This is a genomic window from Pseudomonas plecoglossicida NBRC 103162 = DSM 15088 (genome assembly GCF_000730665.1).
In the GTDB taxonomy this organism is placed as follows: domain Bacteria; phylum Pseudomonadota; class Gammaproteobacteria; order Pseudomonadales; family Pseudomonadaceae; genus Aquipseudomonas; species Aquipseudomonas plecoglossicida.
Genome location: NZ_BBIV01000024.1, coordinates 16039 through 33083 on the forward strand (window position 1 = coordinate 16039; position 17045 = coordinate 33083).

Below are 17045 nucleotides of genomic sequence, written 5' to 3' on the forward strand. Positions count from 1 at the left end.
GTTACTCCTGTTCGCCGGGCTCGGCGTTGGCTACGACCGGGTTGCGCGGGGTAAAGCTGGCCAGCAGGTTGTCCCAGTCCTGGTTCTGCTGGGCGCTGAAGTCGGCCTGGGCGGTGGTGGAGAAGATCAGTGCACGCCCGGGGCTGACAATGAAGGCGGCCTGGCGCTGGTACAGCGGGCGGCCCTGGTTGAGGTAGTAGGCGTCGATCTGGATGCCGGGGATAGGCGCGGTGGTCGAGAGCGCGACGGCCTTGTTGCCCATGCGGCTGTAGCCACGCAGCTTGGAGGTCAGCATCTTGATCTGCCGTTCCACATACGCCTGCAGCGTTTCGTCCGGCAGCAGCGTGTCGCGAGAGATGGTGATGCTCAACGGCGCGGGCACGCTGGCACCCAAGACGAACATGTTGACCGTGCGGTCCTCGAAACCTGGCGGCAGTGCGATGCCGCCTTCCTGCAACTCGTAGTCCATGCGATGAAAATTCCTGATAGCAAAAAAACGTTGGGGTCAGCGCAGCGCCAGCCCATCAAGCATGAGGTCGAACTCCACCAGCCATAGGCTCAGCACCGGCCTGGAGGGGTCGATCACGCAGGAAATATCCAGCCATTGCAGCGCGTTGCTGCCTTCGACGGGTACCAGCGCGCCCACCAAGCGGCCGTGCCGCGGTTCATGGCCGGCATTGAAATGAAAATCCAGGACTTTGGCCGCGCTGCCTGCCAGGTGGCAGTCACGCTGGCGAATCACGCGCAGTTGCGGGTTCGATTCGCGCAAGGCGACGACCGCGGCCTCGAACAGCTGCTCCAGGCGCTGCCCGTCACGCGCATCACGGCGGCGAATCTGCAGGTTGACCGGCTCGCCTTCGTGCTCGAGGGTGGTCTGGATGTCGCGAAAACGGAAACCGGCCGGAAACTGCAGGTTGAATCCTGCAAAGGTGAACGCGCTGGCCACCTCTTGCAGCGCGACGGGTACCGGTTCCGGTTCCGGTACAGGCTCGAGCGCTTTGGCGGCTTCCGCCAACTTGGCCAGGCGTGCGGCCTCCTCTTGCGCTTCGCGCTTGGCGGAGATGCGGTCGTAGATCGAAGGTTTGTACACCATGCTGGCCTCAGTCGTTGATCCGCACAGCGGCGCCGGTGATTTGCGTGGTGTCGGTGCTGGTGGTGACGATGACCTTGCCCTTGATCTCGACGCCTTCCGGGGTCAGGGTGATGCTGCTGTCACCCACCTGAAGGATGATGTGCTGCTTGGCTGACACCTGGATGAACTGATTGTCCACCTGCAAGGTGTAAGAGCCTTCCTTGACGTTGACGACGGTATCTTTCTTGATCGTTTCCGTATGCGCGCCACCGACGGTAATCGTCCGGTTGCTCCCCACATCATGGGTCTCATCCAGCTCGATCTCGGTATCCATGTTGCGCTCGGCATGCATGATGATCTGCTCGGCGCCGGCCTTGTCCTCGAAGCGGAAGAAGTTGGCCTTACCGCCGTCGCCCTTCATCGACCGGGTCAGGAAGCCGCTCTGGGTCTTGTTCGCCGGCAACGCCCACGGCGGGTTGTTGGTGCTGTTGTACAGGCTGCCCATGATCAGCGGGCGGTCGGGGTTGCCGTCGAGGAACACCACCACCACTTCGTCGCCGACACGAGGGATCTGGATGCTGCCGAAGCCGCCGCTGGCGCCGGACTGGGCGACGCGGACCCAGCAGGAGCTGTGGTCGTTGAACTGGCCCTGGCGGTCCCAGTGGAACTGCAGCTTCACGCGGCCCAGCTCGTCGGTGAAGATCTCTTCACCGGGCGGGCCGACGACGATGGCGGTCTGCGGGCCGTTGATCAAGGGCTTGCGGGTGCTCAACTGCGGGCGGTAGGCGATCTTCTTGCGCACGCAGACGAAGCGGTTCAGGTAACCGGCCTGGTCGCCCGTCATGTAGTTGTTGCTGCCGCGGTGCTCCACGCTCAGCAGCAGGAACTGACGGTTCTCGGCATCGCCCATGTCGTGGGCGTAGTGCTGGGTCAGTTCGAAGGTGTAGCCGGGTTTCATGGCCCGGCAGTTGCTGTCACCGTAGAAGGTCTTGCCCATCAGTTCGAGCGCTTCGATACGGTTGCGCACCATGGCTTCGCCGTCTTCGTAGGTGCCGTGGGTGTATTGCCCCGGGAAGTCGTAGACCTCGAACTGGTCCACGTCGCCCTGATCGTTGAGGCTTTGCATGGTCACCGGAAGGAAGTTGCGCGGCTGGCGATAGTCGAAGGTGCGAACGGCGATCTTCCCGGACTGCAGCTGCCTGGATGCCTGCCACTGGGTGATCGAGTCGGCGGTTTCGGTCACCGACGCGGAGTGGAAGCGGATCTGCGGTTGTTCGGGCAATGGCACCAGGGTGCTGGAGTCATCGGTGATGACCATCAGGTGTGAGTCAGCGGTGTGCTCGAAGTAATAGAACAGCCCTTCGTTCTCCAGCAGGCGCTGGACGAAATTGAAGTCGCTTTCGCGGTACTGGGTGATGTAGCTGTGCGACTTGAGCGGTTTGCTCAGGCGGAATTCGTACTTGGCCAGCGAGCCGAAACCGGCGAACACTTCGCTGATGACATCCTGTACCGTTTTTTCCTGGAAGATCCGCGTGTCGAAGCGGCAGGTCAGCATCCACAGCCATGGCCCCAGCACGGCGGCGTAGCGCACATAGCCGCCATCGCTGCCCTGGGTACTGAAGCGGTTGATGTAACCGTTGACGTGGCGGTAGGAACCGTCGGCCAATTCGATTTCAACGGTGGCCGGGCTGCCGATCAGGGATTTCAGCTTTACGTCGCTCTGGTGGCTGAGCAGCGCCAGGTCGAACTCGTAGAGCTTGGACAAGGCTTCGCTGCCCGAGAAGTGCTCGAGCAGAAACTCGTCGTTGGCACTCTGCGACAGGATATTGAGCTTGAACAGGCGCCTGTTCTGGGGCGCGAGCATGGAAAGAACGTCGGTCAACATAAACTACTCCCTGTCAGTTGCGAACATCAGCGCGCCCGTACGGCGAACAGCCTGCCCAGCCAGGATGCGGCACGCATGTCCTGAATGCTTTCGATATCCATGAAGGTGTAACGCCGGTTCTCGCGCACTTCCCGCGCCTTCAGTTCCCTGAGCGCCGAGATCTTGTCCCGGTTGTAGAAGATCATGAACAAGGAAATGAAAACAAAGCCGTAGATCAGACCGGTCATGGGTACATCATTGGTTTTCATCAATGGGTAGGCCAAGCTGCTCAAGCCGGCAGACAAACCGGCCTGCCACCATTGGACCTTTTGCGGCGGCTCGCGGGATTCGACGCGGTTTCCCTGAAACTGCAGCACGCTGCTCTTGCTGCGCCAGTAATAGGCCAACGCGTAGGCCAACAGTGCCAGCACGATTGGCGCGACGCCCAGAGCAACAGAAGGAAGTACGTCTAATTTCATTTTCTTGTGAGCGATGATAAGCGTTACCATCGTTGCGAAAAGCGGCGCAAACGACAAGTTGAAAAACAAGCGCAAGTTGGCGTAATTCACAAACCGCACGGTGCGATAGGCACACTCGATGCACCACACCGTCATCGCGATCACAGCGACAATTGCCGGAATGGCCAGTATCTTTGGAACTGCCCCACCAATGAACACCGAAAGCATGACAATCAACATCCATGCGGCCCAAATTTTTGCAATAAAACGTTCGGTAGTAAACATAAGGTTAATCTTTGCCCGTCAGGAAATTACCGAGATCAGTTCCCCAACCCAACCCATCGTCACTCATGGCAAGTTGAATTGCTAAACCCGCGAAAATTGAAACCGTAATAACGACAACAGCCGGTGCTGAAGCCATGCCGATGGCGACACCCGCCGCAAATGCCAGACCGTTGGTAGGCTGGCTATAGGCAGATTTTTTTATGAAATCTGCAACATCCGTCGAGTTATTCCAGTCCACGGCGGCTTGGGGCACGAACGCCAGCACCCCGCCCGATACTTTGCCGGTCAGCGCTAAACCAATCCCTCTGCTGCCGTACGCGGCACCATCTACATAGGCAGTAGCGCGCAAAGCTTTGGCCGTATTGAATGCCGGAATATGAGCATGACTTCCCCCTACAGCCCCGGAAAGCCTGTATATACTGGCCTTGGTATTCGCGGGAACCTCAAAGTACAGATTCCCGCCAACCCGAACCAACTTCAGGCGCCCTTTCAAAGCGCGGGAGGCAGAGATACTATTGGGTTTCCCACGCGAAGCCGCCCATTTCTTCAGTTTCTTTCGGGTGTCACCGGTCATGCCCAGTAGGTTTTCAACTTTCGTGGACATCGATGCGGCATGAATCAAGGCGCCCACGTTGGCAATTGTTCCGGGCAAGTTTGCCGTACCGAACAACAACTGGCCGACGATCGGGATCGCCTCGGCTTTTCCCTTGAGGGCCAGCACCTGGTCCTTGGTTACCTTGGCCGATGATTCAATCTTGCTGATCAGGGTGTGCAGTTGCAGCGCATATTCCTCAGCCTCGTCCGCAGTCAATTCGTTGTCGGGCGATTTCAATTCGGCGATGAGAAATTCCGCGGCGCTCATGTCATCGGCAGAGTAGATACCGCCGATGTCGAGCCGGCCGTAGGTGCGGGCAGCGACGACGCTGGGCCACGGCAAGTCGCCCTGCCCGAGCAGGCCATCTTGCCCGCCGGTGCCCATGGGATCGGCTGCGGTACAGGGATAGACTCTGTTCACGCCGCCCTCCGTGCTGATCGCTGGGGTGCGTGGGCGTGAAGACGAATGGCGGCAGCGCAGTTGCCTGCTGGGGGAGAAAGCTCCATGCTCACTGAAATCCTTGTCAAAGTCCTGTTTGCGCGACTTGCGCAGTTGGGCCCACGAATCAAGCGCTGCGACCTATGCGGCAGCGAAAGGTTCCCAACAAAACCTGAAAATGCCAACCAGGTCACAAATGGATTTGTCGGCAGAGTGTGGAGGGCGCAGGAAACACCGGAATGCGCGACGCTGTCAACTATGAATAGCACTCGATGACATTATATTGCCATCAATTGACTTTTGTATTAGCCATTATGAATGAGATGGCATTGCGCCATCTTTTGCCTATGCATCAAAACTTGTCAGGGACTGTCACAGTCGTAACTTCAACAATGACTAACATCAACCCCATGCGTTTCACGAGCGTTCTCCACAGTGGCTTCGTCTCGTGTACTTCAAACCAGACCACTACATTAACGACCATTGGCCATGTAAAGTCATTGACGGCAAGGCCGTATGCATTCAAGCCGATGGACGCTGAACCTATCAGACTTCTTCGCCTTTAGCCCTACCCTGCCAAAGCACGTACACCCAGATCAATTCTTGTGAGGGAGTCATGACAAGCTCAGAAATCATCAAGCAATTGCAAGCGCTCAAGTGCATCTATCACAGCGAACGCTGCTATCAGTATGATGAAGGGATAAACTCGATCATCAGCATTCTTCATGACATGTCGAAGCAAACCGCAACAGCGTGGGAGGATGCAGCTTCGATCTATAGAACGCTGGCAGTCTCCAAATCGGGATTTTCTGATGTCTATGTCGATGCGGGTACTGCCGATGAGCGAGTGACAGCAAACGTTCAGCTCGACAGCATCCGACAAATGCTGTGGGACACGTTCAAAAGGGTTTGAGCGAGCAATGAGTCACCCTGCCCCATCAAATTCAGGTTGCTCGCTGCTCTCACCCTGCCCCTATCCATGATTTGAACTTGATTCAATCAGCTTTCATCGCTTGGTTGCACGCGCAAATACCCGAGCCAGCCACGAAGCCTCGCGCAACCCCCGCACATATTCGATATCCGAAAACGTGTAATGGCGCTTCTCCCGTCGCTCACGCTCTTTCAACGCCCGCAAAGCCGCGATGTTGTGGCGGTGATAAAAAACCAGATACAACGAAATGAGCGTCAGCACACTCAACAAGAAGGCCCCCGATTTGTCATAGGCCTTGATCATCGGAAACAGCACGCTGCTCAACCCTGCACTCAGCCCGCCCAGTAGCCACGGGTTCACGTTTTCTGCTTGCCCGTAGACTTCCACACGATCACCGCGCAACACCCAAGCGCTGGTTTTGCTTCTACGCCCGTGCGCCCAGGCACAGGCAAGAGCGGTCAGCACCAGGGGCAGCGAGCTGAGCGCCAAGGCTTGCACGCCGCCCATCCTGGCCTTCTTGTAGGTCATGGCCAACGCAAGAATGAAGGCAATCAACGGCCCGGCACTCAAGCTGAAGCAGATACACAACGACGCGTAATCAGCGAAGCGTTCCGAACGGTAGGCGCATTTCACACACCAGCAGAACACCATCACCGTCACCACGGCCATCGGCACGAAGACAATTTTTGGCGCCACCCCCAGTGTGAATGCTGAAAACATCACCAGCAAAAACCAGAAGGACCAAATCCCCCCGAAGAAACGCTCAGTCGTGATCATGAAACTCTATTTCCCAGTCAACTTTCATTCGCTCACGAAACAGGCCATCAGTCACTGTCGTAAGTCAGCTCGTCCATCTCGTCAGCTTGAGGCGATGCCTCGAACAGCCGCGTCGCCAACTCTCGAATATGCTGCGCCCAGGCCACCCTGGCCACCCACTCCGGCGGCATTCCCGATACCCCATACAACGCCCCCGCCAGTTGCCCCGCCGTGGCCGCCACGCTGTCGGCGTCGTCGGCAAGGTTCGCGGCCAGCAGAATCGCACCCCTGAAGTTATCGGTGTGCCACACGGCCCAGAGGGCGGCCTCGAGCGTGTCGACCACATAGCCGGAAGAGCGAATCTGCTCACGTGACTTGAGCTTGTATTCGCCGGCATTGATGATCCTGGCCCGAGGCAGCAGTGGCCGCACCTTCGGCGCCAACGCTTCGTGCTTGTCGGCGCAGTTGAGCGCGAGATGCAACTGGGCGCCGAACAGGTTGCAGCAGTCCAGCACCTCCTGGGTGGCATGGGTGACCCTGCTCTGCGTCGCGCTTTCGCGCCAGGTTGCCGAGAGCGAATGGCGGCGGAAAATGGCCGTTGGCGCAAGCCTGATCAATGAGCCGTTGCCTGCGGCGGAGGGCTCAAGGTTGATCGGCCCTGCAAGCCCCTGGGTTTCCCAGCTTTCGAGGGCGTTGCGGGTGACATTGCCGATGTCGAAGCAGCGGCCGTTGACGCTGTTCTCGCCCCGGCGGTACCAGCGCACCAAGGCGTCGGCGAAGCCCGCGAAATCGAATTTGCCTTGGGTGGCGTAGGTATCCGCCAGGCACAGCGCCATGCTGGTGTCGTCGGTCCATTCGCCAGGGGCCAGGCGGAAAGGCCCACCGCCGACCATGTCGTCAACATGGCCCGCGTCGCGGCGCTGGAACTCCAGGGTGGTGCCCACGGCATCGCCAATTGCCAGGCCCAGCAGAGCACCTTGTGCACGGTCGAGGGCCTGGTCCGGTGAAAGCGTGCAGGGCCTGTCGTCCAGCCAGACGGGTTTTACCCGTGGCAGCCGGGGGGCGTCGGGCTTGAGCATGTAGTCCATGCGCGCAGCAGCTGCGGCGAGACTTCGGGGAGCAGGTGGTGGTAGCGCTGCGCGTATTCGCTCAGCGCGGCGTCCGGGCTTCTGAGGTCGATCATGCGGGCTCCTTGCATGGGGGGGTTGTCGTCCATGCGTCTATTCTGCGCACCCCGGCAATATCCTGGCAATGACGCGAACCAGGGTGGCATGGGTTCGATTAGTGATCAGGGCTGTACAGCGAAGGGATTCGTCACCGCGGTGAGTTCATCGCGGATAAATCCGCTCCTACAAAATTTGTGGGGCCTTGGTAGGAGCGAATTCATCCGCGATCCAGGGCGCAGCCCTGGCCATAGCCCGTTCAACACGCCGTATTCCGTCGCATTGCCATCATTGCATGGCCTTTTGCCAAGCCCTGTAAGCCGCTGCAAAACGAGACCCACTTCTCCTTTCTGAAAATAATTTCCAACTCATTTTCTCGGTCTTTTTTCCCGCCCCAGAGCCCTTGCCAGCAAGGGTCACCCCCGATTTTGCGCGCCCTCAACCGCACGTCGATGGCAATGCGACACCATTGCACCCGTTCACAAAACAGGGAAAAAATCGCCCCCCTCGCTGGAACTTCTCCTAAAGCGAGCTGCCCTACACGGCATTGCTGGCAACACGATATTCATGTGCCAGCACCGAGTTTCAGGTCCGCGCCAACGGCGTTACGGGACGAACACCAAGCTTCATGGACGATGTACCGATGACACAGACGTTTGACGTCGAAGCACTGATCAGGCTGCGCGGCCAGACGCGGGCAATATCCGATGCGCTCAAGGCGCAGGCGTCGGATTACCTCGCCACCGTGGCCCCGCTGATCCGTCCGCAAACGCTGTTCGGCGAATACCTGCAGGGCGCGCAACGCAGCAGCGGGCGCGAAACCCAGGGCCACTTCCAGTCGCTCATCGAACTCTACGAGCGCATTGGCTCCGCCGCCCCCTTCCAGCTGGTGAGCGAGCTGGACGTGCCGCTCAACCTCATCAGCACCACCCCCGAACTGTTCCCGCTCGAATACGACAAGGTCCTGGCCCAGAGCGGCCAGGTCATCCGCATCACCAGCCCGGTGCGCTGGGTGGTCGGCTTCCAGGGCTTCGAGCTGGCGCGCTTTCGCGCCGTGATCAACGACCCCAATCGCAGCAGCGCCGAGCTGTACCGCTTCGTGGTGCACTACCTGGTGCTGTTCTACTGCCTGAGCAAGTCGCCCGGCCTTGGCCGGCTGTTCGAGGGCCTGCGCTTCGGCCTGAGCTTCGAGCGCCTCAAGGGCCTGGGCGACTTGCCGTTCTGCATCATCGGCGCGCCGGTGCGTTCGGAACTGCCCGACGACGCGGTCATCCGCAGCAGCACGCAGATCGCCGGCAACACCAGCTTCGAAGAGCTGGTGGGCCGCGAAAACATCCTGGAAATGAACGACGAAATTCGTCAGCGCCTGCTGCTGACGATCGAAGGACTGTAACGCGCGTCGCCCGTCAACGGGCCGCGCCATGTTTCGCAGCGAATCGCTCGCACTGGAGATCACGATGGCGAAGAAGGAAAGCACCCAGCACAAACTCGACCGCGTTCGCGCGCCACGGGTCCACATCACCTACGACGTGGACATCGGCGATGCCATCGAGAAGAAGGAGTTGCCCTTCGTCGTCGGCGTGCTGGGCGACTTCTCCGGCAACCCGCTGGAGCCCTTGCCCAAGCTCAAGGACCGCAAGTTCGTGTTCATCGACCGCGACAACTTCAACGGCGTGCTCAAGGGCATCAAGCCGCGCCTGACCTACCGCGTCGACAACACCCTGGCCAAGAACGGCACCCAGCTGGGCGTCGAGCTGAACTTCAACAGCATGGAAGACTTCGAGCCGCAGAACGTGGTCAAGCAGGTCGAGCCGCTGCGCAAGCTGCTGGAAGTGCGCAACAAGCTGGCTGACCTGCGCAACAAGATGGGCGGCAACGACAAGCTCGAAGAGCTGCTGATGGACGTGCTGCAGAACACCGAGAAGCTCAAAACCCTGGGCAAGGAATTCGGTCGCGAGGCCGCCGTCCCCGCCACCGACGGCAACGAGTAAGCAGGAGCCAGACGATGACCGACAAGCAAGCACTCCCCCAGCAGGACAGCGACCTGGTCGAGGTGGAAAACTTCGCCCCGCAGGCCTCGCTGCTCGACAGCATCATCTCGCAGAGCCGCGTGGCCCGCTCCGACACCGAGCGCAGCCGCACCCGCGACCTGATCGGCGAGCTGGTCAACCAGGTGCTCGAAGGCGAGATGACGCCGAGCAAGGACCTGATCGCCGTGCTCGACGCGCGCATCGCCGAAATCGACACGATGCTCTCCGAGCAGATGAACGAGATCATGCACGCCCGTGAGTTCCAGCAGCTGGAAGCCTCCTGGCGCGGCCTGAAGTACCAGGTCGACCAGACCGAGACCAGCACCACGCTGAAGATCCACCTGCTCAACGCCTCGAAGAAGGACCTGGTGCGCGACCTCAAGGCCGCCAGCGAATTCGACCAGAGCGCGCTGTTCAAGAAGGTCTACGAAGAAGAGTACGGCACCTTCGGTGGCGCGCCGTTCGGCATGCTGATCGGTGACTACGAGTTCAACCGCAACCCCGAAGACATGTACCTGCTCGAAGAGATCTCGCACGTGGCCGCCGCGGCCCACGCGCCGTTCATCTCGGCAGCCTCGCCCGAGCTGTTCGGCTGGGACTCGTTCACCGACATGTCCGGCCCGCGTGACCTGGCGAAGATCTTCGACACCGTCGAATACGCCAAGTGGAAGTCGTTCCGCGCCTCGGAAGACTCGCGCTATGTCGGCCTGACCCTGCCCCACGTGCTCGGCCGCCTGCCCTACGGCCCGGATACCACGCCGGTGGAGGAGTTCAACTTCGTCGAAAGCGTCGATGGCCGCGACCACAACAAGTACCTGTGGATGAACGCCGCCTACGCCCTGGGCACCCGTGTCACCGACGCGTTCTCGCGCTATGGCTGGTGCGTGGCGATCCGTGGCGTGGAAGGCGGTGGCCTGGTCGAAGGCCTGCCGACCCACACCTTCAAGACCGACGACGGCGAAATCGCCCTCAAGTGCCCGACCGAAATCGCCATCACCGACCGCCGCGAAAAAGAGCTGTCGGACCTGGGCTTCATCCCCCTGGTGCACTGCAAGGGCACCGACTACGCGGCGTTCTTCGGCACCCAGTCGGCGCAGAAGCAAAAGCAGTACAACACCGACATCGCCAACGCCAATGCACGCCTGTCGGCGCAGCTGCAGTACATCTTCGCCACCTCGCGCATCGCCCACTACATGAAGGCGATCATGCGCGACAAGATCGGCAGCTTCGCCTCGCGCATGGACGTCGAGCGCTTCCTCAACCAGTGGCTGGCCAGCTACGTGCTGCTCGACGACACCGCCAGCCAGGAGGCCAAGGCCAAGTTCCCGCTGCGCGAAGCCCGCGCCGAGGTGTTCGAAGTGCCTGGCAAGCCTGGCGTGTACAAGGCCGTGACCTACCTGCGCCCGCACTACCAGCTCGACGAACTGACCGCCTCGCTGCGCCTGGTCGCCGAACTGCCGCAAGGCGCCCGCGGCTGACCGGCCACGTGTGTACAGGGATGACACATGAGTAACCAGGCCCGCCTGCTGCCTTCGCTGCTCGACCGACTGCTGGACGACCGTCCGTACCAGTCGGCCGAGCCTGCCGTGCAGCGCACCTGTTCGCTGGCCGAATACAAGGCGAGCATCGTCCGCGACCTGGAGGTACTGGTGAATACCCGCCAGTCCCTGATCGCCGACGAACTCGGCGGCTTCAGCCAGCTCGGTGGCTCCATCCTTGAATACGGCATGCCCGACTTCATCAGCCGCAGCGTGCTCGACCCGCAGGATCGCCGGCTCATCCAGCAGCAGCTGGAGCGGGCGATCAGCACCGGCGACCGGCGTTTTCGCCGGGTCCGCGTACAACTGCTGGCCCAGCAGAACGGCCACCGCATGTTGACCTTCCGGGTAGACGCCGTGCTGCGTCTGCAGGACATCAGCCGCCAGGTGTCGTTCGACGCCGTGCTGCAGGTCAACACCCAGGAATACAAAGTGCAGAACCTCAACTGATGCTCGACGAACTGCTGCCCTACTACGAAAAGGAACTGTCGCACCTGCGCTTCCTCGGCCAGGAGTTCGCTGCGCAGTACCCGAAAATCGCCTCGCGCCTGCTGATCGAGGGCGACAACTGCGAGGACCCGCACACCGAGCGCCTGATCGAGGCGTTCTCGTTCCTGTCGGCGCGGGTGCATAAAAAGCTGGACGACGAGTTCCCGGAAATCGTCGAGTCGTTCCTCGAGGTGCTGTACCCGCACTACCTGCGCCCTACCCCGTCGATGTCGATCGCCGAGCTGAGCCTGGGCAAGCAGGAGAAAGTCACCGAGGCCTACCGCGTGGCCCGGCACACCGAGATGGTGGCCAATGCCGTCGAGGGCGTGGTGTGCAAGTTCCGCACCTGCTACCCGGTGGAGCTGTGGCCGATCGCCGTGCAACAGGCCTCGTTCGCCGAAATGGAACGCTCGGCCTTCAACGGCCACAGCGCCGACCTGGTGGCGCGCCTGCGCATTCGCCTGCAAGCCACCGGCGACGTGAAGTTCGGGCAAATGCAGATGGACCGGCTGCGCTTCTTCCTCGATGGCGAAGCGACGCTGATGCTGCAGCTGTACGAACTGCTGTTCAACAACCTGGCCAAGGCCACCCTGAGTTTCCTGGACGAAGGCCGCCCGCGTGAAGTTGCCTTGCCACGCGATGCCCTGAAGGCCGTGGGCTATGCCCGCGACGAAGGCCTGGTGGACTACTCCGAGCGCTCGTTCCTGGGCTATCGCCTGCTGCACGAGTACTTCACCTTCCCCGACAAGTTCATGTTCTTCGACCTCTCGGGGTTTGCCCGCATCCTGCAGGGCAAGACCATCGAGCAAGTGGAGATCAACTTCTACTTCAACGACTACGACCTCAGCGAGCGCCTGGCGCGGCTGACCCAGAACATCGGGCGCAACAACTTCAAGCTCAACTGCACGCCGATCATCAACCTGTTCCGCCAGCAGGCCGAGCCGATCAAGCTCACCCACACCCAGCACGAATACCCGGTGACTCCGGACATCCGCCTGCACAACGCCGCCGAAGTGGTGTCGATCGACCGCGTGCGCCGGGTGCGCAAGCTCGGCGGCATCGACCAGGTCGGCACCTGCCAGCCGTTCTTCGAGCCGCGTGGCGAGCAGGACCCGCACAACAGCTTCTGGATCGCCCGCCGGCGCAACCAGGGCGACGCCACCGCCATGAGCATCCGCGTGGTCGACCGCGACCTTGAGCTGATCGACGGCAACAGCGACACCCTGAGCATCACCCTGACCTGCAGCAACCGCGACATCCCGCTGATGCTGCCGTTCGGTGGCGAGCATGGCGACTTCAACATCCCGGCCAACTCGGTGATCAAGGACATCCGCTGCCTGCGCAAGCCCACCGCCACGGTGCGCGTGCCGCTGGGCAAGGGCCTGATCTGGCGGTTGATCGCGCACCTGTCGCTCAACCACCTGTCGCTGGTCAGCCAGGGCCGCGAAGTGCTGCTGGAACTGCTGTCGCTGTACAACTACCGCAACGTCTCGGCCATCCGCAAACAGATCAACGGCATCAAGGCCATCAGCAGCGAGCCGACGGTCGCCCGGATCGGCCACCCGCGGCCGAACTTCGTGCGCGGCGTGGGCATCACCCTGACCTTCGACGAAAGCCAGTTCACCGGCAGCGGCGTGTACCTGTTCGGCATGGTGCTGGACCACTTCTTCGGCCAGTACTGCTCGATGAACAGCTTCACCCAACTGACCCTGCGCACCCAACAACGAGAAAAGAGAGTCGTCCAATGGCCAGCACGTACTGGCGATCAGCCCCTGGTCTGATCGATCAGGCCAGAGCCGAGCCGCACCGATTCGAATTCTTCCAATTGGTGCGTCTGCTTCGCCTGCACTACAGCCGCACCGGCCGCATGGACCTGGCAACGCGGCCGCACGAAGACCCGCTGCGTTTTCGCACCCAGCTGTCGCTGGCGTTCCCCGCCAGCGAAGTCAGCGACCTGCACTTCGAGCGCGAAGGCAAGGTGTCACCGGCCGGGCTGCCGCTGTCGGAAGTGCAGGTCACCTTCATGGGGCTGGTCGGGCCGTCCGGCGTGCTGCCGCGCCCTTATACCGAGCTGTTGCTGGAACGCCACGTGCAATACCGCGACGATGCCGCCCACGCGTTTCTCGACATCTTCTCGCACCGCATGACCACGCTGTTCTACGAAGCGTGGCAGAAGTACAAGTTCCATATCGAGCACGAGCGCAACGGCACCTCGGGCTTCGACGGCTACCTGCTCAACCTGGTGGGCCTGGGGCCGCGTGCCCAGGCGCTGAAGTTCGAACAGCCACAACCGGTGCTGCGCCGCGAACTGTTCAGCTACTTCGCCGGCCTGCTCAGCCAGAAGCCGCGCAACGCGCTGAACCTCGAACGCATGCTCGGCTTCTATTTCGGCCTGCCGATCCAGGTCAGGCAGTTCGCTGGCCGCTGGCTCAACCTGCAGCCCGAGCAGTGCACCCAGCTGGGGCGCAAGAACGCCCAGCTCGGCCACAGCGCCGTGGCCGGCAACCGGGTGTGGGACTACCAGTCGAGCATCCGCATCGAACTGGGCCCGTTGGCGCTGGCCGACTACCAGCGTTTCCAGCCGGGCACCGAGGACTACCGCAAGCTGGTCGAGCTGGTGCGCTTCTATATAGGTGCCGAACTCGACTTCGAAATCGCCCCTCGCCTCAAGCGCGAAGCGGTGCCGCGTGCCCAGCTGGGCCGCAGCGGCAACGTCGCCCTGGGCTGGCTGGGCTGGCTCAAACGCCCTGGTCGCGACGCAGAACCTTCGCGTTGCGCCGTCTTCCACATTCCTTACGATGGGGTCGCCTTGTGAACCTGAAGTCTCTGTTCGCCAAGCTCAACCAAACCAGCCGCACGGCCACCGAAAGCGCGGCGGCCCTGTGCCTGTCGGAGCACCACTACGACGTCGAGGTCGAGCACCTGCTGCTGCAGCTGCTGGACAACAGCGACTGCGACCTGCCGCCGATCCTGCGCCACTACGACGTGGTCGCCGAGCGCCTGCAGGCGCAGCTGGTCACCGCCCTGGGTACCTTCAAGAAAGGCAACACCCGCACCCCGGCACTGTCGCCGCACATCACCCGCATGATCGAGCAGGCCTGGGTGCTGGCCTCGATCGAGTACGGCGTCGGCCAGGTGCGCAGCGCGCACCTGCTGCAGGCCCTGCTGGACGATGCCGAGCTGCGCCGCGTGGTGATCGCCTCGGCGCCGGAGCTGGAGAAGATCAACGTCGACGACCTGCGCCTGAACCTCAGCGCGCTGGTCGAAGGCAGCGCCGAGTCGAAGCTCGCCACCCCGCTGGCCAGCCCGGCGGCGGCACCGGCAGCGGCCGGCAAGGTCGGCGGCAAGACCCCGGCGCTGGACCAGTACACCGTCAACCTCACCCAGAGCGCCCGTGAAGGCCGCATCGACCCGGTGCTGGGCCGTGAGTTCGAGGTGCGGCAGATGGTCGACATTCTCACCCGCCGCCGGCAGAACAACCCGATCCTCACCGGCGAGGCCGGCGTCGGCAAGACCGCCGTGGTCGAAGGCCTGGCCCTGCGCATCGCCCAGGGCGACGTGCCAACAGTGCTCAAGGACGTGGCGCTGCACACCCTGGACCTGGGCCTGCTGCAGGCCGGTGCCGGGGTCAAGGGCGAGTTCGAGAACCGCCTCAAGGCGGTGATCGAAGAGGTCAAGCGCAGCCTGCACCCGATTATCCTGTTCATCGACGAAGCCCATACCCTGATCGGCTCCGGCGGCCAGGCCGGGCAGAACGATGCCGCCAACCTGCTCAAGCCGGCCCTGGCCCGCGGCGAGCTGCGTACCATCGCCGCCACCACCTGGGCCGAATACAAGAAGTACTTCGAGAAGGACGCCGCCCTCGCCCGCCGCTTCCAGGTGGTCAAGGTCGAGGAACCCGACGAAGACAAGGCCATCCACATGCTGCGCGGCCTGCTCGGCAAGATGCGCGAACACCACAAGGTGGCGGTGATGGACGAAGCGCTGGTGCAGGCCGTGCGCCTGTCCAACCGCTACATCACCGGCCGCCAGCTGCCGGACAAGGCGGTCAGCGTGCTCGACACCGCCTGCGCGCGCATCGCCCTGGCCCAGTCGTCGCAACCCGGCGCGCTGGAAGACTGCCGCCGGCACATCGACAATCTGCAGGCGGAAATCGCCGTGCTTGACCACGAGGCCGGCAAGGGCCACGACCATGGCCGTCGCCTGGGCGAGCTGCAGACGGCGCTGCAAGCCGAGCAGCAACAGCAACGCCAACTGACCGAGCAGTGGCAGCAAGAGCTGGCCCTGGTCGAACAGCTCAAGGCGCTGGATGCCGCCAACGACGCCGATGCCGAGCGGCTCAATGCCCTGCGCGCCGAGCTTGCCCAGGTGCAAGGCGACCAGCCCTTGGTACACGCGCTGGTCGATGCCGGCGCCATCGCCCAGGTCATCGCCGGCTGGACCGGCATCCCGCTGGGCAAGATGCTGCGTGACGAGATCGACACCGTGCAGCGCCTGCCGGCCCTGCTCGGCGAGCGCGTGCTCGGCCAGGACCATGCTCTGCACGAGATCGGCAAGCGCATCAAGATTTCCCGCGCGCGCATGGAAGACCCGAACAAGCCCATCGGCGTGTTCCTGCTGCTCGGCCCCAGCGGCGTCGGCAAGACCGAAACCGCGCTGGCCCTGGCCGACACCCTGTACGGTGGCGAGCGCAACCTGATCACCATCAACATGTCCGAATACCAGGAAGCCCATACCGTCTCCAGCCTCAAGGGCTCGCCACCCGGCTACGTCGGCTACGGCGAAGGCGGCGTGCTGACCGAGGCAGTGCGCCGTAAGCCGTACAGCGTGGTGCTGCTGGACGAGGTGGAAAAGGCCCACCCCGACGTGCTCGAACTGTTCTTCCAGGTGTTCGACAAGGGCGTGCTCGACGACGGCGAAGGCCGCGAGATCAACTTCCGCAACACGGTGATCATCCTCACCTCCAACACCGGCACCGAGCGGATCATGCAGACCTGCCTCAACGCGCAGGTGCTGCCCGCGCCTGAAGCCCTCGTCGAGGATCTGCGCGATGAGCTCAACCGGGTGTTCAAGCCGGCCTTCCTCGGCCGCCTGAGCATCGTGCCGTTCTACCCGGTGCAGGACCAGGTGCTCGAACGCATCGTCGGCCTGAAGCTTGCGCGCATCGCCAAGCGCTTCGCCCGCAACCACCAGGCCGAGCTCGGCTACGACGATGCCCTGGTCAAGGCCATCGCCGCACGCTGCACCGAAGTCGACAGCGGCGCGCGCAACATCGACAACATCCTGTCCCGCACCTTGATGCCGGAGCTGGCCCAGCACGTGCTCGAACGCATGGCGCAGGACGCGCCGATCGAGCGCCTGACGATCGAACTGGGCAGCGATGGCGATTTCGCCTATCGCCTGGCCTGAACCCGGAGGTCTTACCG

14 protein-coding genes and 1 pseudogene are annotated in these 17045 nt (G+C 62.2%); 8 read left to right on the forward strand and 7 right to left on the reverse strand.

Annotated elements, in window-relative coordinates:
• Position 1: 1 nt before the first annotated feature.
• The 5 genes from PPL01S_RS15280 to PPL01S_RS15300 are packed head-to-tail and all read right to left on the reverse strand — an operon-like array spanning position 2 to position 4658.
• Positions 2–469: a DcrB-related protein gene (locus PPL01S_RS15280; protein WP_042156179.1), complete on the reverse strand. Its 468-nt coding sequence runs from the start codon at positions 467–469 to the stop codon at positions 2–4.
• Between the two features lie 36 nt (positions 470–505).
• On the reverse strand, positions 506–1090 hold the full coding sequence (locus PPL01S_RS15285; RefSeq protein ID WP_028625431.1) for a hypothetical protein: 585 nt from the start codon (positions 1088–1090) through the stop codon (positions 506–508).
• Positions 1091–1100: 10 nt separating this feature from the next.
• Positions 1101–2957 (reverse strand): type VI secretion system Vgr family protein, encoded by a 1857-nt coding sequence (locus PPL01S_RS15290; protein WP_028625430.1) that lies wholly within the window; start codon positions 2955–2957, stop codon positions 1101–1103.
• A 26-nt stretch (positions 2958–2983) separates the two neighbouring features.
• Positions 2984–3679, reverse strand: a complete 696-nt coding sequence (locus PPL01S_RS15295) for a hypothetical protein (RefSeq protein WP_028625429.1) — start codon at positions 3677–3679, stop codon at positions 2984–2986.
• Between the two features lie 4 nt (positions 3680–3683).
• On the reverse strand, positions 3684–4658 hold the full coding sequence (locus PPL01S_RS15300) for a hypothetical protein (RefSeq protein WP_042156180.1): 975 nt from the start codon (positions 4656–4658) through the stop codon (positions 3684–3686).
• 670 nt (positions 4659–5328) lie between these two features.
• Here PPL01S_RS15300 and PPL01S_RS15305 point away from each other — a divergent pair.
• Positions 5329–5625, forward strand: coding sequence for a hypothetical protein (locus PPL01S_RS15305; protein WP_028625427.1), 297 nt, complete (start codon positions 5329–5331; stop codon positions 5623–5625).
• A gap of 93 nt (positions 5626–5718) precedes the next feature.
• Here PPL01S_RS15305 and PPL01S_RS15310 read toward each other — a convergent pair whose 3' ends face one another.
• On the reverse strand, positions 5719–6420 hold the full coding sequence (locus PPL01S_RS15310) for a hypothetical protein (protein ID WP_016394650.1): 702 nt from the start codon (positions 6418–6420) through the stop codon (positions 5719–5721).
• 47 nt (positions 6421–6467) lie between these two features.
• Positions 6468–7582, reverse strand: a pseudogene (tri1, locus tag PPL01S_RS15315) (ADP-ribosylarginine hydrolase Tri1).
• Positions 7583–8205: 623 nt separating this feature from the next.
• Here tri1 and PPL01S_RS15320 point away from each other — a divergent pair.
• The 7 genes from PPL01S_RS15320 (at position 8206) to tssH (ending at position 17028) form a co-directional block, all read left to right on the forward strand.
• Positions 8206–8955, forward strand: a complete 750-nt coding sequence (locus PPL01S_RS15320; RefSeq protein WP_016394651.1) for a hypothetical protein — start codon at positions 8206–8208, stop codon at positions 8953–8955.
• 64 nt (positions 8956–9019) lie between these two features.
• A complete protein-coding gene (tssB, locus tag PPL01S_RS15325; protein WP_016394652.1) occupies positions 9020–9553 on the forward strand; it encodes a type VI secretion system contractile sheath small subunit in 534 nt (177 codons plus the stop codon).
• 14 nt (positions 9554–9567) lie between these two features.
• Positions 9568–11070 (forward strand): type VI secretion system contractile sheath large subunit, encoded by a 1503-nt coding sequence (gene tssC, locus PPL01S_RS15330; RefSeq protein WP_016394653.1) that lies wholly within the window; start codon positions 9568–9570, stop codon positions 11068–11070.
• Between the two features lie 27 nt (positions 11071–11097).
• Complete coding sequence (tssE, locus tag PPL01S_RS15335) at positions 11098–11580, forward strand: type VI secretion system baseplate subunit TssE (protein ID WP_028625426.1); 483 nt, start codon at positions 11098–11100, stop codon at positions 11578–11580.
• Positions 11580–13400 carry a type VI secretion system baseplate subunit TssF gene (gene tssF, locus PPL01S_RS15340; protein WP_028625425.1) on the forward strand — a complete coding sequence of 607 codons (1821 nt, stop codon included), beginning with the start codon at positions 11580–11582 and terminating at the stop codon, positions 13398–13400. The genes tssE and tssF overlap by 1 nt, the downstream gene beginning before the upstream one ends.
• The gene (gene tssG, locus PPL01S_RS15345) at positions 13364–14434 is read left to right on the forward strand and encodes a type VI secretion system baseplate subunit TssG (protein ID WP_016394656.1); all 1071 of its coding nucleotides are present in this window, start codon (positions 13364–13366) and stop codon (positions 14432–14434) included. Before tssF ends, tssG begins: the two co-directional genes overlap by 37 nt.
• Complete coding sequence (gene tssH / locus PPL01S_RS15350) at positions 14431–17028, forward strand: type VI secretion system ATPase TssH (protein ID WP_016394657.1); 2598 nt, start codon at positions 14431–14433, stop codon at positions 17026–17028. The genes tssG and tssH overlap by 4 nt, the downstream gene beginning before the upstream one ends.
• Positions 17029–17045: the final 17 nt, after the last annotated feature.